The organism is Salibacterium salarium (genome assembly GCF_030813635.1).
Lineage (GTDB): Bacteria > Bacillota > Bacilli > Bacillales > Marinococcaceae > Salibacterium > Salibacterium salarium.
Genome location: NZ_JAUSUM010000004.1, coordinates 191,202 through 212,324 on the forward strand (window position 1 = coordinate 191,202; position 21,123 = coordinate 212,324).

A 21,123-nucleotide genomic window follows, 5' to 3' on the forward strand; every position below is an offset into this window, starting at 1 on the left:
TCCGCGCTTTTTTCAATCTGTACTTCAAATAAAGCGACAGTGTAATTATAACATATTAGGAAACGAGTAAAAAATTCATATAATATTTTATATAAGACATTTACTTTCTACTATATTTTATGTAGACTAAGATATCAGAATAGTTCCAAAATGGAGGTGTGACATTGAGAAATGCAATAGAATTTGAACTAACGGGTGATTATGCTTTGTTTACAGATCCGCTTACAAAAATGGGTGGAGAGAAACTATCCTATCATGTGCCGACATATCAAGCATTGAAGGGAATAGTGGAATCGATTTACTGGAAGCCCACTATTTTAATAGTGGTAGATGAAATCCGGGTTATGAATCCAATAAGAATGGAATCAAAAGGAGTGCGTCCGATCGAATACGGTGGTGGAAATACATTGGCAAACTACACGTATTTGCGAGATGTAAGATATCAAGTGAAGGCTCACTTCATCTTTAATCCACATCGGCCCGATTTAGATTACGATCGTAATGAAAATAAGCATCATAATATTATGAAGCGATCTTTAAAAGCAGGCGGACGAAGAGATATATTTTTAGGTACGCGCGAGTGTCAGGGTTATGTGGAGCCTTGCACGTTTGGCGAAGGAGAAGGATATTATGACGGATACGGGCAGCTTTCGTTTGGGACGATGGTACACGGTATCAATTATCCCGATGAAACAGGTCGAGATGAAATGGCGGTACGCCTGTGGAATCCAGTGATGGAAGATGGCGTTATTCGATTTATGCGTCCAGATGATTGCATGCATGTGCGTAAAATTCAAGATATGAACATGAAGCATTTTGACGCAACGAATGTAGAAACAGCTGAGGAGCTGCTGGGGAAGTTAGGGGGTAAATAGATGAGTTGGTTGTTGCACTTATATGAAACCTATGAAGCTAACGAAGACAAGATAGGTAAAGTAGAGAAAAAGCATAACGGTAGCGAATATACACTACTCCCGATTTCACACACCACACAAAATGCACATATTGAAGTCACTATTACCGAATCGGGAGAATTTCATTCTGCGACCGTTATTGATAAAAGTGATAGGAGTACGCTTATTCCCACAACGGAAGCATCGGCGAACCGTGCGGGAGCAAAGATTGCACCATATCCCCTTCACGATAAACTAAGCTATACTGCTGGAGATTATGTAAAATACGGTCGACAAGTAAAGAATGGAGATCCTTTTTCCTCTTACATTCAACAACTAGAAGATTGGGCGGCGTCTTCCTATGTTCATCCGAAGATCCAGAGTATCTATCAGTATGTTAAAAAAGGCTGTCTCATTGAGGACTTAGTGAAAGAGAAAATATTATTTTTAGATGCAGAAGAAAAGTTAATCAGTAAATGGGATACAAAGCATGAAGCTCTTCATGGAGAAAAACCAGCGATTTTTTCTACAGTTGGCAGTGGACAGGAAAGTGCATTCGTTCGATTTAATGTCTATTCAACAAAAGAGTTATTGACAAAGGTTTGGAAGGATCACGAAGTCTACAATTCATTCATTACGTTCTATAAGGACCAGCTAAGTGATAATGACATCTGCTATGTTACTGGTCAAGAACTTCCATCTACAGAGAGGCATTCAAATAAGATTCGTCATGCAGCCGATAAGGCAAAACTTATTTCTGCGAATGATACGAGTGGATTTACGTTTCGGGGGCGTTTTCAAAAAAGTTATCAAGTGGCAAATATCAGCTATGACGTTTCTCAAAAAGCTCATAATGCTCTGAAATGGCTTATTCATCGCCAAGGAAAGGTGATAGACGAACGTGTTTTTCTCGTTTGGGAAAAAGACCAAGAAAAAACGATAGATCCTCACGAAGACAGCTTTGATCTATTTGGTTCGAGACTTGCGAAGGAAAACCTTCATGGCTTTGCAAATGAGGAATTTGCCAGGCAGCTCTCTAAAGCAATAGATGGGTACAAGTATAGTTTTGACTATAACGCTAATGTGAATATTCTTGTACTAGACTCTGCTACAACCGGCCGGTTAGCTGTGCTTTATTACCGACACCTGGAAAAAGAGTTTTACTTAAATAGAATGGAAGCGTGGCACCGTTCGTGCTCGTGGCTTCACACCTATCGTAAAACGGATGGGGATCGTGTGGAATTTCTGGGGGCGCCAGCAACAAAAGACATTGCTTTTGCAGCATATGGTCCAAGGGTCAGTGATGAAGTCGTGAAAGGAACGATGGAGCGACTACTTCCTTGTATTATCGATGGAAGAAAAACGCCAAGAGATATTGTGAAAAGTTCCTTTCAACGAGCTTCCAACCCAGTATCGATGGAAAAATGGGAATGGGAAAAGACGTTAAGTATTGCATGTGCGTTAATTAAAAAAGAGGAGGGGTATCCGGTGGCTTTAGATCACGAAGAACAAGATCGAGATTATTTATTTGGTAGATTACTCGCTATTGCAGATGTATTGGAAAGGCGAGCGCTAGGGAATGAAGAAAATCGAGCAACCAATGCTATTCGTTACATGAGTGCTTATTCCAAGCATCCCGCAAGGACATGGAAAACAATTCAAGATAGTCTGCAACCTTATCAGGCGCGCTTAGGAGCAAAAGCAGGTTATTTATCGAGTTTAATTGATGAAGTTGGTTCAAAACTATCAATAGAGGATTTTACAAACAGGTCTTTATCAGAAAGATATCTATTAGGGTTTTATAGTCAGCGACATGAATTGTATCAAAAGAAGGAGAAAAAAGATTCTGCAGTATCTACTAATCAAGAGGAGGAATAAAATATGAGTACATTAGATCACAAAATTGACTTTGCTGTTGTATTGTCGGTGACAAAAGCTAATCCTAACGGCGATCCGCTTAACGGAAATCGTCCAAGGCAGAATTATGACGGGTATGGGGAAATTTCTGATGTAGCGATTAAACGTAAAATTAGAAACCGTCTGCAAGATTTAGGAGAATCTGTGTTTGTGCAGTCGGATGATAGAAAAATAGATTCACATAAAAGTCTCAAAGAACGAGCGGAATCAGTGAAAGAATTAGAAGATGTCTTAAAGTCGAAAGAAAGCCAAAGCGAGGAATTTGCTCGTATTGCCTGCGAAAAATGGATTGATGTTCGTGGATTCGGACAAGTATTTGCATTTAAAGGAAAAGGAAGCGGCAACGGTGTATCGGTAGGGGTACGTGGTCCAGTATCGATTCACACAGCAACCAGCATCGATCCAATCGATCTTACAAGTATGCAAATTACTAAAAGTGTTAATTCCGAGTCAGGTAAGGAACGAGGTTCGGATACGATGGGAATGAAGCACCGCGTAGATTTTGGTGTATACGTTTTTCATGGGAGTATCAATACTCAGCTAGCCGAAAAGACTGGTTTTTCTCCAGAAGATGCAGAAAAATTAAAACAAGCTCTGGTGACTTTGTTTGAAAATGATACTTCTTCTGCTAGACCAGAAGGCAGTATGGAAGTGAATAAAGTATTCTGGTGGGAACATAACTCCAAGCTAGGCCAATATTCAGCTGCGAAAGTACATCGTTCACTAACTGTTGAGCCAAAAGTAAACGAACCAATGAGTCTTAATGATTACGCGATTGAAGTACAAGAATTAGATGGGTTGAAAACAGAGGAATTGAATGGATTATAAAGAAGAAGAGTATTACCTGATGTTGTCTGGCATCCAACATTTTCAATTCTGCAAACGTCAATGGGCGCTTATCCATATTGAACAACAATGGGATGAAAATGTACGTACAGTAGAAGGACAACACTTGCATCATAAAGCAGATCAACCTTTTATTAGGGAAAAAAGGAAAAATAAACTTATCGTACGGGGGATGCCGATTAAGTCACAAGAGTTGCAAATTACCGGTATTTGTGACGTCATAGAATTTATGGCAGATGACAATGGAATAGAATTGAATGGGACAAAAGGGCTTTATGTCCCATTCCCCGTTGAATATAAACGTGGCAAGCCTAAAATGAATGATGCAGATGTTTTACAGCTGACAGCACAAGCGATGTGCTTGGAAGAAATGCTTGTATGTGACGTGAAGGTTGGGTACATGTATTATGATGAATCAAGAATCGTGTGGAAGTTCCTATCACAGAAGAACAACGGGAGGAAGTTCGTGCGGTTGTGACAGAAATGCACAACTATTATGATCGTAAACACACACCGCGCGTGAAAACCGGCTCTTTTTGTAAAAGTTGTTCTCTTCAACATGTATGTCTCCCAAGACTTATGAATAAGCAATCGGTGAAAAGCTATATCGAAGGGAAACTAAACGAATGAAAAAATTGCTGAACACACTTTTCATTACACAACCAGACGTTTATTTATCATTGGACGGAGAGAATGTTGTACTGTTGAAAGAAAAGGAGAAACTAGGAAGGCTTCCTCTTCACAATCTCGAATCAATTGTGTCGTTTGGATATACGGGTGCAAGTCCCGCTCTCATGGGTTATTGCGCGGATCGTAATATCTCTCTTGTTTTCTTTACGATGACTGGAAGATTCTTAGCGAGAGTGATAGGGGAAAGTAGAGGAAATGTTATCTTACGGAAAAAGCAGTACCGCCTTTCAGATGATGAAAGACAAGCTGCAAAGATCTCGAGAAATTTCATTGTTGGTAAAATCTATAATAACAAATGGATTCTAGAACGTGCTACGAGAGATTACTCTATGAGGATAGATACAACTAAATTCAAAGAAGTTTCCCAACAATTAACTTCTATTATAAAAGAAGTAAGACAATGCGAGGACCTCGAAACACTACGTGGCTGGTAAGGCCAAGCAGCGATTAGCTACAATCGATTATTTGATCATATGATTTTACAGCAAAAAAAGCATTTTTGGTTTCAAACAAGATCACGCAGGCCACCGCTAGACAATATGAATGCCTTGCTTTCATTTGCCTACACTTTGCTGGCAAATGACACTGCCGCCGCACTAGAAGGAGTTGGATTAGACGCATATGTAGGATTTTTGCATCGAGACCGTCCTGGCAGAGCTTCTCTAGCACTAGATGCTATGGAAGAACTACGAGGAGTATATGCCGATCGGTTTGTACTTTCTCTTGTAAATAAAAAAATTGTTGATGAGCAAGATTTTTATAAGAAAGAAAGTGGTGCTGTCATGATGACAGATGAGGCTAGAAAGAAATTTCTAGATGCGTGGCAAAAACGAAAGCAAGAAAAGATAACTCATCCTTTTTTAGGAGAAAAAATAGCTTGGGGTTTAGTTCCACATGCTCAGGCATTATTGCTGGCTCGTTACTTACGGGACGATTTAGATGAATATCCACCATTTTTGTGGAAGTAGGTGAGTGTTTTGCTTGTATTAATCACGTATGATGTGAGTACAATCAGTGATGGAGGAAAAAAAGACTTCGCAAAGTCGCAAAGGTCTGTCAAATTTATGGACAACGTGTGCAAAATTCTGTTTTTGAATGTATCGTAGACTCCGCACAATTTGCTACACTAAAAATAGAATTAGTTAATATTATTGATGATGAACAAGACAGCCTCAGATTTTATCGACTCGGAAACAATTATAAATCTAAAGTGGAGCATATAGGTACAAATGAATCGATTGATTTAGAAGATCCGTTGATTTTCTAGTGCGAACGTGAAGTGCACATCATTCTATGGTAGGTTTCGCACCAAAAAAAATGCTCCATTATAGCAAGTTAACTGTATCAGTCCTCTTAAATATTAGAGGAAATAGTGAATAAATGGGTACTATTTACTATTTTATAGGCCCGAAAACCCAAAATTCGCTGTCGCACTCCATGTGAGTGCGTGGATTGAAATTACAATCGTAATAGCTAGAAACGTTAGCAGAAGGTCGCACTCCATGTGAGTGCGTGGATTGAAATTCCTGGTTTTCTTCGACTGCTGTCCCTTGTGTTGTCGCACTCCATGTGAGTGCGTGGATTGAAATTCCTGAGCTTGATTTTCTGCTTCCTGCATGCTCTCGTCGCACTCCATGTGAGTGCGTGGATTGAAATTGACAACTCCTGGTTAAATCCACAGCCATCCGTAGTCGCACTCCATGTGAGTGCGTGGATTGAAATCGCAAAGATCAAGTTATTAGGTTTAAAAAAGAAGGTCGCACTCCATGTGAGTGCGTGGATTGAAATGCCGAATAAATCGACCGCGTCGCTCGGTCGCGTCGTCGCACTCCATGTGAGTGCGTGGATTGAAATACCCATAATTTTAATCCATTGTTACCTGCATCAGTCGCACTCCATGTGAGTGCGTGGATTGAAATAATCGAGAACGTGTCGAGTATGTTGGAGGCAGTGGTCACAGTCCATTATCCGCCAATATAGGAACAATTTGTGTCGGAGATAAATCCGTGTATTCCTTTTGTTTAACAACCATAAAAACCTCTTCCTTTTCTTCATCTCCTACCTTATTTTTCGGTGCGGATCGTTGTACAAGGGGACGTTGATTGACTTTTATACTGCCTTCTGTCACCCAGCGCTCATAGGTTGGAATCCTAATATGAAGTTCCACACAAGCTTTCGCTAACCGCGCGCCGCTTTGATTTGCATCCTGAATAAGTTCTTAAGACAATGCGCGATTTGAAGGGCTAATCATTCTTCCTTGCCGTCTGTATGATCTTCTTATCACCACTTATACAACGTTACTTCTGATATCCCTTCTTCTTTTGCGATATGGGCCACTGGTTCATTATGTGGTGGCATTATACATTTGATAATGGCCGTCTTGTGTTCCTTCGAATATCGTAAGCGTTCTTTTTAATCATATCGAACAACATCCGTGTCATTTACTTAAACTATAACACTAAAGTAGGTACGACAACTATCCTAACAGAGGCGGGTATTGACATACCTGTACTCTGTAATTTTAAGTATATCGATATGAGATTTAATAGAAAACCGTCGCTCACATGCTAGTCATTTTAATACTTCACAGGATCTGGACGTGAATGTTTAAAAAACGGTATTTCATTTATAAATCAATGATCAAATAGCGGTTGGCATTAAGATGATATTTGCCAATATAAAATAGCGCATTTTCTCTACTTTTCATGGGGAAGGTGCGCTATTTTATTATTTAATGAATTAGCTATATTAAATATTTCATCAATTCTAATAATTTCTTGCTATTGAAAAACGAGACGATTATAATAAACAAAAGAATAAAATCGGAATTGAAGTTCCGAAAAACGGAACTTAGGAGAAAGGAGGTAGAATGAATTGAATGATTCTCCCCTCCAAGGAAATTCATTTCAAATTTTTCCTGTTAGTGAAACAGCTGCAATGGTTCAGTTCTACAACGAATCTCGTGAGCAGACGCACGTAAAAGTGAGGACTTTGTCGCTCGTATTAGATCAATCTCCCTTCGTTGGAATGATAGAGTATGTTCCTGGTTTTACGAGCTTAACCGTATATTACGATCCTTTTATGTTGAGGAAAAACAAGGATAAGGATATTTCTACTTTTGAAATGGTAAAAGAACTGCTCGAGGATAAAATGAAACAAGGGGAAACGTTATCTTTACCTGTAAATAAGTTGGTGCGTATCCCGGTCGTGTACGGTGGGGAATATGGTCCGGATCTTAAAGAAGTGGCGGACTATAATCACTTAACCGAAAACGACGTTATTCAAAAGCATAGTGATGTAACGTATCTTGTTTACATGATTGGTTTTGCACCAGGGTTTCCTTATTTAGGAGGGATGGATCAAGACATTGCCGCTCCACGCAAACAAACACCCCGAACGAGTGTCCCGGCAGGTTCTGTTGGGATTGCCGGTTCGCAAACGGGGGTATACTCTCTCACAACACCAGGAGGGTGGCAAATTATTGGAAGAACGTCGAAGCCGCTTTTTCAGTTAAAGGAAGAGAATCCTAGTTTGCTTCAAATGGGGGATTATGTTCAATTTTATCCGATTTCTGCCGAGGAATATGAAAGTGGGAAAGGAGACTTCGTCGATGTTTAAAGTATGGAAGCCGGGCTTTTTGACAACTATACAGGATTTAGGGAGAACAGGTTTTCAAAAAGACGGTTTTATCGTTAGTGGTGCGATTGATCCTTTCTCTTTAAGAATCGCTAATATTTTAGTTGGTAATTCCGAACAGGAAGCAGGACTTGAAATAACGTTGCAAGGCCCCACTCTCTCTGTTGAAGAAGATACGGTTATAGCAATCACCGGTGGGGATTTAACACCGATGATTCAGAACAATCCTCTTCCTATGTGGAGGCCGATTTTTGTGCCAAAAGGAAGCCTAATAGAATGGGGTGGCTGTAAGACTGGATGTCGTGCTTATCTTTCTGTTGCCGGCGGATTAAGTGTTCCTAAAGTGCTGGGAAGTAAAAGTACATACTTGCGAGCAGGGATTGGTGGATTCGAGGGAAGAGGAATAAAAAAGGGGGATACTCTTTTTATAGAAGAAAAACCTGAACATCCCTTGCTTTCTGTTTTCGATAAAGACTACGCCGATTTCTCTACGGTATCATGGCAGGCCAGTCCGCCATATGATTTTGCGAATAAGAAAACAAAGACAGTGAGAGTGTTGCCTGGAGTGCATTATTCTCAATTTACAAACGAAAGTCTCGATGCTTTTTTTCAAGAATCGTTTCAAGTCCACACTCAATCCGACCGGATGGGATATCGGCTTCACGGTCCTCTCTTAGAAAGAAGGCAAAAGGACGAGATTTTGTCTGAAGCTGTTACGTTAGGAACCGTTCAAGTTCCAGCGGATGGGAATCCAGTTATATTATTGGCAGACCGCCAAACAACTGGCGGATATCCCCGCATCGCTCAGGTCATATCCGTTGACATATCCGTAGTAGCTCAAACAAAACCTGGTGAGCAGTTGCATTTCAAGGCAGTGACCTGGGGAGAAGCGGAGTCTTTGTACGTTGATAGACAAATAGATGTTCATTCTATAAAAAGCAGTACGTACGAAAAATTAAGGCAAGTGTGAATGTATTAAGTCGATTTCCACCCCAATCTTTTTGAGATGGAAAAAGCAGCATCTTTCACTTTTATTATTAGTTCGTCCATCTGTTCTTCTGACAAACGAAGATCCGGACCCGCGATACTCAATCCAGCAATAATACGATGAGAGGAGTCAAATATCGGAGCGGCAACGGCTGTTGTGTTTTCTTCCAGTTCAGAATGACTGATTGTATAGCCGTCGGATTGTGTTTGTACCAAGGTTTGTTGCAGCGTTTCTGAATTTGTAATCGTACCAGAACTAACAGCTGTTAATGCCGTGTTTTTTATATAGTCCTCTATTTGATCCTTAGGGCTATAAGCTAAAAGAATTCGCGGACAAGCTCCGGCATAGAGGGGGGAACGTTTCCCGATTTTGGTGAACAAACGAACGGGCTGATTGGTATCCAATTTCTCTATGTAGATGGCTTCGTTTTGGTCCTTTACTACTAAGTTGACCGCTTCCTTTACGTCATCACGAAGACGCTGCATTATCGGGAAGGCTATTTTTCTTAAATCGAGTCGATTAGTGACCAACTGTCCAAACTCTAAAAAAGCTAATCCTAGTTTGTATTGCCCATCCTTGTTTTTTTCTAAAAAACCCATTTCCACGAGGGCGTTTACCATTCTGTAGGCAGATGTTTTAGGTGTAGCAGAGAGGTGCATGATGTCGTTTAAAGATAAAGATTCATGTTCACGAAATAAGTGAAGGATATCCATTGATTTAATAAGTGTTTTATTCATATCTTGCACGAAACATTCCCCTTTACAGCGCTGTTAAATGATATGGCAATTCACGAAAAAATTCTATTCATGACACGTTATGGTGTCAAGTAAATACCGTATAAATGAGGGATACATAATGAAACCAGATTTATCAGATAAAGGAAAAATGACTCCGAAACAAAGGTTAAACGCGATGATCGGTGCAACCTTTCTTTTTGGCGTTTTGAGATCCAGCTCTAGCGCCCAGCCGCTCGGGGTTTCTTCCTGTGCGACTCCGGGCAGCAGGCTGCCCTGCGCGCCCAGTCCAGAACCTGTCGCGGCTTTCCAGGGCGCTTACACTTTTCTTATGGCAACGTCTGCCATCGGACCTGGATTTTTAACACAAACTGCTGTTTTTACCGAACAGCTTATGGCCAGTTTTGCCTTTGTTATTATTATATCAATTATTTTGGACGTTGGGGCACAAATGAACATATGGCGTATTATAGCAGTAGCCAAAAAACGGGGACAAGATATTGCAAATGACGTTCTTCCCGGTGTTGGCTATGTGGTTGCTTTTTTTATTGTGTTAGGAGGACTTGCTTTTAATATTGGAAATGTCGGCGGCGGTGGTTTGGGAGCCAACGCATTAATTGGTGTGGACCCTGTCGTTGGATCAATCCTTACGGGTATTATTTGTATTGTTATCAGAAGCAAACGCTGCAATGGATCAGATTGTACGTTATTTAGGAATTGTAATGATTGTGTTTACAAGCTATGTCATGATTATTGGGAATTCGTACATTACTTACAAACATTACACAGTTTTTTTAAAGGAGGAAGAAAAGGTTGGCTGTTATCGATTTAAATTGTGACTTAGGTGAAAGCTTTGGTGTGTATGAACTTGGTAATGACAAGGAAGTGTTAAAAGAAATTACATCAGCAAATGTGGCTTGCGGTTATCATGCAGGAGATCATAATGTGATGGCAAAAACGGTTGAATATGCTGTTGAACATGGAGTTGCGGTTGGTGCTCATCCTGGTTTTTTAGATTTAATAGGGTTTGGCAGGAGAGCCATTCAATCGGAGCCGTCTGATATATATCATCTCATCATTTATCAAATAAGTGCTTTAAAAGGGTTTTGTCAGATTCATCAAATAAAGATGCAGCATGTGAAACCACATGGAGCTTTATATCAAATGGCTGCGACAGACAGAAAAATTGCCGATGCTATTGCAAGAGCCGTATATGACACAGATCCTGATTTGATACTGTTTGGTTTGGCGGGCAGTGAATTAGTGAAGGCGGGAGAAGACATTGGATTAAACGTGGCCCAAGAAGTGTTTGCTGATCGAACATATCAGCCTGACGGTACGTTAACTCCAAGATCGCAGTCTGATGCTATGATTGATCAACCAGAGGAAGCTGTCGAACAGGTAAAACAAATGGTGAAAGAAAAAACATGTACAGCGGTCGATGGTACCGTTTTTCCATTACAAGCAGATACGATTTGTGTGCATGGAGATAACCCACAATCCCTCGGTTTCACCCGTCAGTTAAAAGAGGTTTTAAAAGAAGAAGGAATACACCTCCAACCTTTGAAAGTGGAGTAGAGATTAGATTGAAAAAAAGGAGGCGGATTCAGGCGCGGACATACTCTGCTAGTTCGTCGCCTTCTCCGCTCCCTTTCGTACGATGAAACTAACGGACGGTTACTTTAAGAAAATGACTAGCTGAAGGTAAGAAGCGAAAGTCTGTTTCATATAATTCAGCGTCCGCGCTTTTTTTCTTTAATAGGGAAATTAATTTATCTAAATGTGGATAACGTTCATCTTTAAAATCTACTAAAGGGTAAATCAAAATAGATCCCCCGCTTTTCGTCACTCGAACAAGTTCTTTAATTGCTTCTATATGGAATGAAAAATCAAACTGCTCTTGGTATAGAAATAAAAAGTGATTGCATACAATAAATGAAAACGTATTATCATAGAAAGGTAAGTTAGGCAGTGTACCGGGAACATATTTTTCTTTAGTATTATCTTGTCGGTATTGATCCATAAACTGCTGAAACGAACGATTCCTCATTTCATCGTGGTCATGTAAGGTATGGTAATAATCCCAATTAAAAAGATTTCCCTTTTCGGATAACTTTTCTGAGGCTGTTTTCATTTCCTTTCTTCCAAGTTCATACATCTCTTCATTTGAAAGGTTGTATAAAGGGTCAACGGCTATGGCCTCATGCCCTGTTTTTATTAAGGCAGCCGTAAACGATGAAGCTCCAGCACCTACATCAAGGACGATGTCTGAACGAAAATCTTTTTTGTGTAACATGAACATTTCTTTGTACTCCGTGTAAGAGCGGCAAGTCATCGCAATACCTTGTTGTGCATATAACTCTGTTTTTCTCATCTTCTCGTCTCTCCTTTTCTCCACTTAACTCAGCTAAACTAAAACTTCTATATATTATAGGAAATATATGTATCCCCTGCAATAAAATTATGCGATGAAGTGTAAATTTAAGTAAAAAGTCTGAATTTTTGATAACGAATGATAATTTTCTATTTTATATTACATTCATTCGTATTATACTAGTAGCAAGGACTTTTTACTTATTTAATAGAACACCATTTGTATGCGATTACATAAAAGGGGATGTTTACATGAAGTTACGGTCGCGGCTACTCATTATTTGTTTAACTTTGTTAATTGTACCTATGGTTATTTTAGGTATTATCAGCTATCAAACGGCAGAAGGAGAGCTGAATGACGCAAGTGAAGTCAGCCTAGAAAACTATGTAGGTATGGCAATGGATATGACTGAACATATGCAGCGGGCTGTTGAAGAGGGAGAAATGGATGAAGGTGAAGCCAAGGAACAGATTAAAGAAAGCATACTTGGACCATCAGAAGGTGAGAAAGAACGATCTATTACAGAAGACATAGATTTAGGACCAAATGGTTATTTTTATATTTTGGATAGCGAAGGTGAATTGGTCGCCCACCCGAATCAAGAAGGAGACAACATATGGGATTCAGAAGGAGAAGGCGGCGACTTATTCATACAAAATGTCATTGAAAAAGCACATGCAGGCGGAGGGTTTGTTAACTATGAATGGCCGCTTCCAAACGATCCAGAAACAAGTGAAGAAAAGATTATTTACGCAGAATATAATGAAGATTGGGATTGGGTTATTGTTGCGGGTTCTTATATGTCCGACTTTAATGAAGGGGCATCACATGTCTTAGAAGTCCTTTTACTGACATTGGGAATTGCTGTTGTTATAGGTGGCATCCTTATTTTCTATTTCGCAAACCGTATATCAAAACCGGTAGAACAATTGAATCATGAAGTGAAATTAGTTGCTGATGGTAATTTAAGTGAACGAAATCTTAACATTAATAGAGGGGACGAAATAGGAGCATTATCCAAAGAAGTAGATAATATGAAAGCCTCACTTCGCTCTATTATTCACTCTGTCAGTGAGTCTTCTCAGCAAGTTTCTGCTATGTCAGAAGAATTAAACGCGACTACCGGAGAAAATGCAAAAGCTGCTGAGATGATGGCACAATCGGTACAAGATGTTAGTCATCAATCGAGTCAACAATCAAGTTATTCTGATCACTCAAGTCAAGCTATGAAAGAAATTGAGACAACCGTCGCGGAACTTCATCGCAAGACAGAACAAACGAAAGAGTCTACGCAAGTCGCTACAGAAAAGACTAATTCTGGTAAAGAAATGATTTCCACATTAACGGATGAAGTAACTAATTTACAGAAATTGACGACGGAGACGAATGGTGAAATTCAAGAATTAGAACAAAAGTCCGACCAAATTAATGACATTGTATCTTTAATAACCGATATATCGGAACAAACGAATTTACTCGCATTAAATGCTGCAATAGAAGCCGCAAGAGCAGGGGAAAGTGGTAAAGGTTTTGCGGTTGTTGCTGAAGAAGTTCGAAAACTGGCAGAACGATCCAATTCATCAGCTTCTGATATTAATCAGTTAATAAGTGAAATTCAGGATACTGTTAAACGCTCGGCTGCCTCTATGAATGAAAATCATCAAAAAGCAGAAACCTGTGAATTACGGGCAAAAGAAACAGACGAAACGTTTGATCAAATTGAAGAGGCAGTATCATCTATTGCAAACGACGTAAATATGATGGAGACGTCTCTAGCTGCCATTGATGAAAAGACAGAAGCTTCGATGAAACAAATGGAGCACACGAAAACGTTAAGTAATACAACAGCAGAAGAGGTCGAGCAAGTAGCAGGCGGTATAGAAGAACAAAATGCATCGATGGAAGAAATAAGCGCCTCAGCTGAGAACTTAAGTCATGTGGCAGAATCGATGCAAGAAAGCATATCTGCCTTCCGGTTGGAAAACAATGAAACAAAAGAAGAAGAGTAGATACATGAAGAAGCAAGGCAAAGTCTTCTGGAGGGAATTCATGGAAACTGCATACAAATTTTCAGTGTATGGATATGATAGAAATTTGTCGAGGTGACGAGAATAGTAAAAGCTCAAGTGAGTCTAACTTGAGCTTTTTTGCTATAAAAGCAAACTTAACAGAATGAGTGCGCCAATAATGAGAACAGCGAGAGCGACGATGCGTAAAATACAGCCAACACCACGCATGATAAGCGGGAATAAGAAAATAATCATAACGATGAGGATAATTATTGTAAGTGGATCCAAACCACATCTCTCCTTGTCATCCATTTTTGTAATGCCATCATATAGGTTTCCCTCTAATCTTATGATTATAACTTGTGATGTAGTAGCGAAAAATCTTTATTATTGCCGATTTATGAATTATTCTCACCAATATAATCTATTTGTGTTCATTTGTCACATTTCTAAGGAAAGGGTATAATTTTCTATTAGTCTCACGAAATATACCGATAGATTTTATATAACAAAGAGGAGTCATTTGTATGGGGCAACAACAAGAGTATAGTAGAGTCTTAATAGCATCATTATTGATTGCCGGTTCATTTGTTGCGGTATTAAATCAGACACTGATGATTACGGCGATTCCGCCAATAATGGAAGAAATGAATATTACAGCAAATACAGCACAGTGGTTAACTACCGTCTTTATGCTTGTAAACGGTATCATGATTCCGATATCAGCGTTTTTGATGGAAAAATTCACAACACGACAGTTATTTATGACAGCGATGGGCGTGTTTGCGTTTGGTACATTGTTCGGAGCGCTTGCTACTAATTTTCCATTATTAATTACAGGGCGAATCATTCAGTCTGCCGGAGCTGGTGTGATGCTTCCGCTTATGCAGACGGTGTTCCTGCTTATATTTCCGGTTGAAAAACGAGGGGCAGCCATGGGGTACATTGGGCTGGTTATTTCGTTTGCACCGGCAATCGGACCGACGTTATCCGGCTGGGTAACATCAAATTTGGAATGGCGTTATTTGTTTTGGGGGATTCTTCCGCTTGCCCTTATAATGATAGTCATTGCTTATTTTATTATGAGAAATGTTACGGAACTGAAAAACCCGAAAGTCGACCCAAAATCAATTATATTATCAACGTTTGGGTTCGGCGGACTTTTGTATGGGTTTACGAGTGCTGGTAATAATGGATGGACACATCCTATTACGCTTGGCGTGCTTGTGTTTGGCTCAGCGGCTATTATCTTTTTCATCTTGCGTCAGCTTAGCATGAACCACCCGATGCTTGAGTTTCGGGTGTTTAAACAAAGAATTTTCACCCTTTCAACGATTATCTGTATGGTTGGTTTTATGGGGTTAATTGGGTTGGAAACAATCATTCCATTATATGTACAAAACATGCGCGGATTTTCGGCAATGGAATCAGGTCTTGTATTATTTCCTGGGGCTCTTATTGCTGGGTTAATGGCTCCTGTTACTGGACGAATTTTTGACCGAATTGGAGCACGTTCCCTTGCTATTCCAGGTCTTTTTCTCATGTCGCTGTCAACATTAGGATTTCTTTTCATTGATGCGACGACAACGCTCTTTTATGTAGGATTGATGTATGCCATTCGGATGTTTGGTTTCTCGATGGTGATGATGCCGGTGAATACGGCCGGACTAAATCAGATGCCGCCGAAACTGATTCCGCATGGGGCGGCAGTGACGAATACGATGCGGCAGATGGCAGCGTCTATCGGAACAGCTGTACTTGTCACGACGATGACAACAACGACGGAAGCTGTTAATGGAAGTACTGCTATTGAACATCCAGAAATCTTTGGTGCGCAAGTGGCCTTTTTTCTAATTGCTCTTCTTACAGTCATAGCATTAATTCTGTCTTTTCAGCTGAAAAAAACGTATCCACCTACTGATGAAGAATGGGATGCAGAATATGGAAGGAATCATGTATAAGTAAAGTCCGTTTTTTTTGCGCAGAAGTCGGGAATAGTTATATATACACTGTGGTAAAAGAGGAGAGAACGATTGCAACGACGGTTGATTATATTTAACTTAAGTAATATACCAATAAAAACTTACGTGTATATAGTATTAGCACTTCTTGCTTTGGGAGGAGCGTCGTTTCTTTTCGCTGAATTGGCGGAAGGAGTTCTCGAAGAAGAGAAGTTTATGATTGACAGACATGGCGCTGCCTTTATAGATTCAATTGAAACGCTATGGTTAAATGAATGGATGGCGTGGATAACAGAGTTAGGGTCTGTTACATGGCTCGTTATTGCTTCTATATTTGTTTGTATATTTATTTGGTTCGCCTATGATAGAAAACGGTGGCGTCTGTTCTATTTCGCGGTTGCCATGATTGGCATCAGTGTTCTGACAAAATTATTGAAAGTCACGTTTGAGCGGAAACGTCCGGATTTGTTAGAGGAATTCGATGGGACAGGCTTTAGTTTTCCGAGCGGCCATTCAACAGGACCGATGGTGTTTTACGGTTTTCTCGTATATATAGTAGCTAAAAGCCAGTTAAAAAAATGGTTGAAATGGACCCTTTGTGGTTTATTAAGCTTCCTCATTTTACTAATTGGAATGAGCCGTGTCTACTTAAGTGTACATTATGTTACGGATGTATTGGCTGGATTTGCCTTAGGTCTAACTTGGCTTGTGATTTGTATTCTCATTCTCGAATACACCTTATGGCGAAAAAAGAAATAGGAAGAACTATCTCGTTAGTGGTAAAACACTGATTCGAGGTAGTTCTTTTTTATGTGTATAAACATGAGATACAAATATTATCTGAATAGTGTGTGAGTTTATATAACGAGTTCGTTGATATAGCTTTTAGAAAAATTATAATAATACATGTACCGAACTTACATATTAATGGAGGTTGATAAAATGAAAAATGCCTATAAGGGAAATGTGAAGGTGTTAGGATTTACGACTCTCGCTTTTTTCATATCGTTCGTAGTTTGGTTCAACATGGCGCCGTTTATGACAACGTTGAAAAGCACTTTTGATCTAACGAATGATGAAGTTGCTCTACTCGCAGTAGCAAACGTTACCTTAACGATTCCAGCTCGTGTCGCCATTGGTATGCTAGTTGACCGATTTGGTCCTCGAAACGTTTATTCTTGGCTTCTAATTATATTAAGTATTCCGTGTTTCACTTTTGCCTTATCTACATCTTTCACGCAATTAATGATTTCTAGAATGTTCTTAGCTATGATTGGTGCTGGGTTTGTTGTTGGGATTCGCTTAGTAGCGGAATGGTTTCCGCCAAATCGTGTCGGTGTCGCAGAAGGGATATATGGCGGATGGGGGAATTTTGGTTCCGCCGCTGCTTCGATGACATTACCGACTCTTGCTATTATTTTTGGAGGCGAGGACGGTTGGCGTTATGCTACAGCTTTGACCGGTGTCATTGCTCTTGTATATGGTTTTATCTTTATGCGCTCTGTGAATGATACTCCAGAAGGTGTTACTTACAAGCGACCGAAAAAAAGTGGAGCGTTGGAGGTCACAAGTTATAAAGATATGGTAGGGTTAATGTTAATGAGTTTACCGGTGTTTGGGATATTAGCTTTTCAAACGTATCGTCTGGATCATTTAGAGTTTATCACTTCGACAACGGCAACTATCATATATATTAGTTTGATTATTCTGTTTATTTATAATATTTCAAAAATATTCAATGTCAATAAAGATCATTTGAAAGAAGGAGTCCCGGAAAAGGATAAATATTCTTTTAAGCAAGTGGCCATCTTGAACTTTGCATATTTTTGTACGTTTGGATCTGAACTTGCCGTCATATCGATGTTACCGCAATTTTTTGAACAGACGTTTTCGTTAGGTGTTGCCCAGGCAGGCTTGATTGCAGGAAGTTTTGCATTTATGAATTTAATGTCACGCCCAAGCGGCGGATGGTTCAGTGATATGTTTGGACGAAGAAAAACGTTAATCATTCTGACAGCCGGACTAGCCGTTGGGTATATGGGAATGTCACAGATCGGTTCAACATGGCCCGTTTGGCTTGCTGTCATTCTGACGATGTCTTGTTCGTTCTTTGTACAAGCTGGAGAAGGAGCAGTATATGCCATGGTCCCCCTCGTCAAAAAGAGAGTTACAGGTCAAATATCAGGAATGGTTGGAGCATATGGGAATGTCGGATCTGTTATATTTCTAACCGTATTGAGCTTTGTTAGTCCTAGTATTTTCTTCTTAGTTATAGGCTTATCTGCAGTGATATGTTTTGCCTGCACATTCTTTCTTGAAGAACCTTTGAAAGAAACAGAAGCACAAGCTGCCGAGGAAAAAGAACAACAAAAAGCCGCGGCATTATAATATCACAGCCATATGATTCACAATGGTAGAAGCCTCGAGTCACATTAATATAGTGATTCGAGGTTTTTCATTTGAATATGACATTAGCGTCATATTCTGTAAAATCTATAGATATTTTAGGGAAAATCCATTAGAATGAATGAGGTCTGTGTCTTTCTATATTTTTTTTAAATTATAAGGTTTTGGAAGGAGTGAGCGCAATGTATTGCAGGGAATGTGGAAGTACAGTTAATCAACACAATAATTATTGCATGTCATGTGGGTTTCGGCCTAATCAAAGCAGTAACTATTGTCAATCTTGCGGAGAAGAGACGAAAGCCCACCAGGAAATGTGCGTGAATTGTGGAGAAATGCTCCAATCAAGTGGCGGTGAAGAATATGCTGGATTTTGGCTCCGGGTAGCTGCTGTACTTATTGATTGTATAATTCTTGCAGTGCCAGCAGGTATTCTTTCAATCACCGGTTTTATAGTAGGATTATCATTGAGTCCAGATTCCCTTTATGTCGATTACAATATGGAAGCGGAAGCGGAAGCGGAAGCGGAAGCGAAGCTAATGTTAGTGAATTTTATTGTGAACTTATTAAGTGGTCTTATCGGCCTCTTTTATTTTACTATATTCCACTGCTCTAAATGGCAGGCTACGATTGGAAAAAAGGCAGTAGGAATCAAGGTTATTGATTATAACGGTGGAAAAATATCATTCTGGAAGAGCTTTGGTCGGTACTTTGGATACTTACTTTCAGGGATAATTTTAGGTATTGGCTACATAATGGCTGGTCTTACAAAAAATAAGGAAGCTTTACATGATATGATGTCAAGCACTTTAGTTATCAAGAAAAGATAAACCAACTGATGAAAAACCGATGTCCTTGGAGGATGTCGGTTTTTCTGTTTTGAAAAGCAGTGGTTGGACACAATAATAATAAATGGTATAGAGAAAGGAAGATACCGGATGACTTATGTTCGTCTTGGATTTGTCGCAATGAGTATGGAGTTAAAAAATGCATCCCCTTCGCAAACCATGACCTACGCACAATTTCAAAAACATGAAAATCGGGAAGCGGCCATTCGTAAATTGGAGAGGATTGCTCAATCTAATCTGCAGAATTCTCACCGGATTTTAAAGCACTGTGTGGCTCATGATATTGCCTTTTATAGGTTTAGTTCCCGCTTGGTCCCGCTTGCTACACATCAAGATTTGTCAGATTGGAATTACGAACAGCCGCTACAAGAATATTTAGAGGAGGTAGGTCACTATATTGAAAAAAATCAAATGCGTGTAGACTTTCATCCAGACCATTTTGTCATCTTAAATTCACCAAAAAAAGAAGTACTGGCCATGTCGATCAAAATATTAGGGGTACATAAAAAATTATTAAAAGGGATGAGGGTAGATCCAAAGCATCGCTGTGTGTTGCATGTAGGAGGAATGTATCAAAATAAGGAGACGGCACTCGAGCGATTTATTTCGAATTGGAAGGAAATCCCGGGAGATGTTCAAGAAATGATTATGCTTGAAAATGACGACAAATCGTTTCATTTAAACGATGTCTTGTATTTATGTGAAAAATTAGGGGTCCCGCTTATTTTTGACTATCATCATCATTTGGCAAACCATGGTGATGTAAACTGGGAAACAGAATGGTCACGTGTCATTGATACATGGAAGTATTCCCCGCTCCCTTTAAAAATGCACATTTCGAGTCCTAAAAATGAAAAAGAGTTCCGAAGTCACGCCGATCACGTTGCCCCCGACATGTTTCTCCGCTTTCTTCGTACTGTCAAAGGAAGCGTGAAGCAAATAGATTGTATGATAGAAGCAAAAAGAAAAGATGAAGCCCTTTTTAATATCATGCAGGATCTAAAGCATCACTCCGATATCGAACTAGTAGATGATGCGAGCTTTGTCATCCATTAAGGATGCGTCAAAAATTTGATGATTGAGAAATTTATGTCCTCCACCGCCAAATCCCCCTCCTGGCAGTCCGCCTCTGCCTTTTTCTTTTGTTTCAGCAAATGCAGCGTCTTTTTCCTGCTGTGTTTTTTCCCTATGCCGATGTTTCCCATATTTGTACTTTCGTCTTTTATCTGGAATTGTCAGGAGAAGAACCAATCCGAATAAAAATAATATACACAAAAAAGTAGAAAACAACGTATCATTCGATACAACCAGTCTATCATATGGTAAGAATAGTCAGATAGATTTAGATTTGGTATTATAAGCATAACGTAGGCAACAGCAAATCAAGCGTTACAATACGAACGAATCAGGAAGTGATCAAATGAAAAAGAACATTCATGTTGTTGGTGCTGTGATAGTGGAAAACCAGAAGATATTGTGTGCTCAAAGGGGAAATTCCAAGTCGTTACCTTTTAAATGGGAGTTTCCAGGTGGGAAAATCGAAGAAGGGGAATCACCACAAAAGGCATTAAAACGAGAAATAGAAGAAGAAATGCATTGTACTATTGAAATTGGTGAACAAATTGATCATACCGTATATGAATACGATTTTGGAATTGTTCATTTAACGACGTTTTATTGCACTGTTATTGATAGAGAGCCTGTTTTGACAGAACATGCAGCTATAAAATGGATGTCTCCCAGCCAGTTGCATACGTTAGATTGGGCTCCAGCAGACATCCCGGCAATTGAAAAAATTTCAAGAGCATTTACTTCACATTAAAA

The 21,123-nt window shown here is 39.6% G+C and carries 17 protein-coding genes, 5 pseudogenes and 1 CRISPR repeat array; of the genes and pseudogenes, 17 read left to right on the top strand and 5 right to left on the bottom strand.

The annotated features are described in order from the left end of the window. Positions 1–164 precede the first annotated feature (164 nt). From cas5c to cas2, 6 genes and pseudogenes are all read left to right on the top strand, one after another. On the top strand, positions 165–875 hold the full coding sequence (gene cas5c, locus J2S78_RS15115; RefSeq protein ID WP_306899901.1) for a type I-C CRISPR-associated protein Cas5c: 711 nt from the start codon (positions 165–167) through the stop codon (positions 873–875). Continuing rightward, on the top strand, positions 876–2,771 hold the full coding sequence (cas8c, locus tag J2S78_RS15120; protein ID WP_306899902.1) for a type I-C CRISPR-associated protein Cas8c/Csd1: 1,896 nt from the start codon (positions 876–878) through the stop codon (positions 2,769–2,771). 3 nt (positions 2,772–2,774) lie between these two features. Further along, a complete protein-coding gene (gene cas7c, locus J2S78_RS15125; protein ID WP_306899904.1) occupies positions 2,775–3,638 on the top strand; it encodes a type I-C CRISPR-associated protein Cas7/Csd2 in 864 nt (287 codons plus the stop codon). After that, positions 3,628–4,286, top strand: a pseudogene (gene cas4 / locus J2S78_RS15130) (CRISPR-associated protein Cas4). The gene cas7c and the pseudogene cas4 overlap by 11 nt, the downstream one beginning before the upstream one ends. Continuing rightward, positions 4,283–5,314: pseudogene (gene cas1c / locus J2S78_RS15135) on the top strand (type I-C CRISPR-associated endonuclease Cas1c). The pseudogenes cas4 and cas1c overlap by 4 nt, the downstream one beginning before the upstream one ends. 9 nt (positions 5,315–5,323) lie before the next feature. Further along, positions 5,324–5,613, top strand: a pseudogene (gene cas2 / locus J2S78_RS15140) (CRISPR-associated endonuclease Cas2). Positions 5,614–5,773: 160 nt separating this feature from the next. Beyond that, positions 5,774–6,265: a CRISPR direct-repeat array (repeat unit 32 nt; unit sequence GTCGCACTCCATGTGAGTGCGTGGATTGAAAT). Between the two features lie 35 nt (positions 6,266–6,300). Here cas2 and J2S78_RS15145 read toward each other — a convergent pair. Then, a complete protein-coding gene (locus J2S78_RS15145) occupies positions 6,301–6,513 on the bottom strand; it encodes a hypothetical protein (protein WP_306899906.1) in 213 nt (70 codons plus the stop codon). 113 nt (positions 6,514–6,626) lie between these two features. Then, positions 6,627–6,743, bottom strand: a pseudogene (locus J2S78_RS17115) (hypothetical protein); the annotation flags it as partial. A gap of 477 nt (positions 6,744–7,220) precedes the next feature. Here J2S78_RS17115 and pxpB point away from each other — a divergent pair. Further along, a complete protein-coding gene (gene pxpB, locus J2S78_RS15150; RefSeq protein ID WP_306899908.1) occupies positions 7,221–7,964 on the top strand; it encodes a 5-oxoprolinase subunit PxpB in 744 nt (247 codons plus the stop codon). After that, entirely contained in the window at positions 7,957–8,952 is a 996-nt protein-coding gene (locus J2S78_RS15155; protein WP_306899910.1) for a 5-oxoprolinase subunit C family protein, read from the top strand. The genes pxpB and J2S78_RS15155 overlap by 8 nt, the downstream gene beginning before the upstream one ends. A 5-nt stretch (positions 8,953–8,957) precedes the next feature. Here the strand turns inward: J2S78_RS15155 and J2S78_RS15160 are convergent, their stop codons facing one another. Then, positions 8,958–9,707, bottom strand: coding sequence for an IclR family transcriptional regulator (locus J2S78_RS15160; RefSeq protein WP_306900277.1), 750 nt, complete (start codon positions 9,705–9,707; stop codon positions 8,958–8,960). Positions 9,708–10,035: 328 nt separating this feature from the next. On the opposite strand from J2S78_RS15160, the pseudogene J2S78_RS15165 reads away from it, so the two are divergent. Beyond that, positions 10,036–10,459 (top strand): annotated as a pseudogene (locus J2S78_RS15165) (hypothetical protein); the annotation flags it as partial. Between the two features lie 58 nt (positions 10,460–10,517). Continuing rightward, entirely contained in the window at positions 10,518–11,282 is a 765-nt protein-coding gene (locus J2S78_RS15170; protein ID WP_306899912.1) for a LamB/YcsF family protein, read from the top strand. A gap of 88 nt (positions 11,283–11,370) precedes the next feature. Here the strand turns inward: J2S78_RS15170 and J2S78_RS15175 are convergent, their stop codons facing one another. Further along, on the bottom strand, positions 11,371–12,078 hold the full coding sequence (locus tag J2S78_RS15175; RefSeq protein WP_306899914.1) for a class I SAM-dependent methyltransferase: 708 nt from the start codon (positions 12,076–12,078) through the stop codon (positions 11,371–11,373). Between the two features lie 251 nt (positions 12,079–12,329). On the opposite strand from J2S78_RS15175, the gene J2S78_RS15180 reads away from it, so the two are divergent. Then, a complete protein-coding gene (locus J2S78_RS15180) occupies positions 12,330–14,087 on the top strand; it encodes a methyl-accepting chemotaxis protein (protein ID WP_306899916.1) in 1,758 nt (585 codons plus the stop codon). A gap of 141 nt (positions 14,088–14,228) precedes the next feature. Here the strand turns inward: J2S78_RS15180 and J2S78_RS15185 are convergent, their stop codons facing one another. Then, positions 14,229–14,375 (bottom strand): hypothetical protein, encoded by a 147-nt coding sequence (locus tag J2S78_RS15185; protein ID WP_306899918.1) that lies wholly within the window; start codon positions 14,373–14,375, stop codon positions 14,229–14,231. Between the two features lie 239 nt (positions 14,376–14,614). Here J2S78_RS15185 and J2S78_RS15190 point away from each other — a divergent pair, with 239 nt between their 5' ends. The 6 genes from J2S78_RS15190 to J2S78_RS15215 all read left to right on the top strand — a co-directional run bounded on the left by J2S78_RS15190 (position 14,615) and on the right by J2S78_RS15215 (position 21,121). Then, positions 14,615–16,048: an MDR family MFS transporter gene (locus J2S78_RS15190; protein ID WP_306899920.1), complete on the top strand. Its 1,434-nt coding sequence runs from the start codon at positions 14,615–14,617 to the stop codon at positions 16,046–16,048. 72 nt (positions 16,049–16,120) lie between these two features. Next, positions 16,121–16,807, top strand: a complete 687-nt coding sequence (locus J2S78_RS15195) for a phosphatase PAP2 family protein (RefSeq protein ID WP_306899921.1) — start codon at positions 16,121–16,123, stop codon at positions 16,805–16,807. A gap of 183 nt (positions 16,808–16,990) precedes the next feature. Then, a complete protein-coding gene (locus J2S78_RS15200) occupies positions 16,991–18,436 on the top strand; it encodes a nitrate/nitrite transporter (RefSeq protein ID WP_306899923.1) in 1,446 nt (481 codons plus the stop codon). A 200-nt stretch (positions 18,437–18,636) separates the two neighbouring features. Further along, on the top strand, positions 18,637–19,281 hold the full coding sequence (locus J2S78_RS15205; RefSeq protein WP_306899925.1) for an RDD family protein: 645 nt from the start codon (positions 18,637–18,639) through the stop codon (positions 19,279–19,281). Between the two features lie 108 nt (positions 19,282–19,389). Next, a complete protein-coding gene (gene uvsE, locus J2S78_RS15210) occupies positions 19,390–20,355 on the top strand; it encodes a UV DNA damage repair endonuclease UvsE (protein WP_306899927.1) in 966 nt (321 codons plus the stop codon). Between the two features lie 364 nt (positions 20,356–20,719). Then, a complete protein-coding gene (locus J2S78_RS15215; protein WP_306899929.1) occupies positions 20,720–21,121 on the top strand; it encodes a (deoxy)nucleoside triphosphate pyrophosphohydrolase in 402 nt (133 codons plus the stop codon). The last annotated feature ends 2 nt before the right edge of the window (positions 21,122–21,123 follow it).

Excerpts from the sequence above, each read along its gene's own strand:
- cas8c (WP_306899902.1), top strand. The coding sequence starts at position 876 with ATGAGTTGGTTGTTGCACTTATATGAAACCTATGAAGCTAACGAAGAC.
- cas7c (WP_306899904.1), top strand. The coding sequence starts at position 2,775 with ATGAGTACATTAGATCACAAAATTGACTTTGCTGTTGTATTGTCGGTG.
- J2S78_RS15155 (WP_306899910.1), top strand. The coding sequence starts at position 7,957 with ATGTTTAAAGTATGGAAGCCGGGCTTTTTGACAACTATACAGGATTTA.
- J2S78_RS15160 (WP_306900277.1), bottom strand. The coding sequence starts at position 9,707 with ATGAATAAAACACTTATTAAATCAATGGATATCCTTCACTTATTTCGT.
- J2S78_RS15175 (WP_306899914.1), bottom strand. The coding sequence starts at position 12,078 with ATGAGAAAAACAGAGTTATATGCACAACAAGGTATTGCGATGACTTGC.
- J2S78_RS15180 (WP_306899916.1), top strand. The coding sequence starts at position 12,330 with ATGAAGTTACGGTCGCGGCTACTCATTATTTGTTTAACTTTGTTAATT.
- J2S78_RS15190 (WP_306899920.1), top strand. The coding sequence starts at position 14,615 with ATGGGGCAACAACAAGAGTATAGTAGAGTCTTAATAGCATCATTATTG.
- J2S78_RS15200 (WP_306899923.1), top strand. The coding sequence starts at position 16,991 with ATGAAAAATGCCTATAAGGGAAATGTGAAGGTGTTAGGATTTACGACT.
- J2S78_RS15205 (WP_306899925.1), top strand. The coding sequence starts at position 18,637 with ATGTATTGCAGGGAATGTGGAAGTACAGTTAATCAACACAATAATTAT.
- uvsE (WP_306899927.1), top strand. The coding sequence starts at position 19,390 with ATGACTTATGTTCGTCTTGGATTTGTCGCAATGAGTATGGAGTTAAAA.
- J2S78_RS15215 (WP_306899929.1), top strand. The coding sequence starts at position 20,720 with ATGAAAAAGAACATTCATGTTGTTGGTGCTGTGATAGTGGAAAACCAG.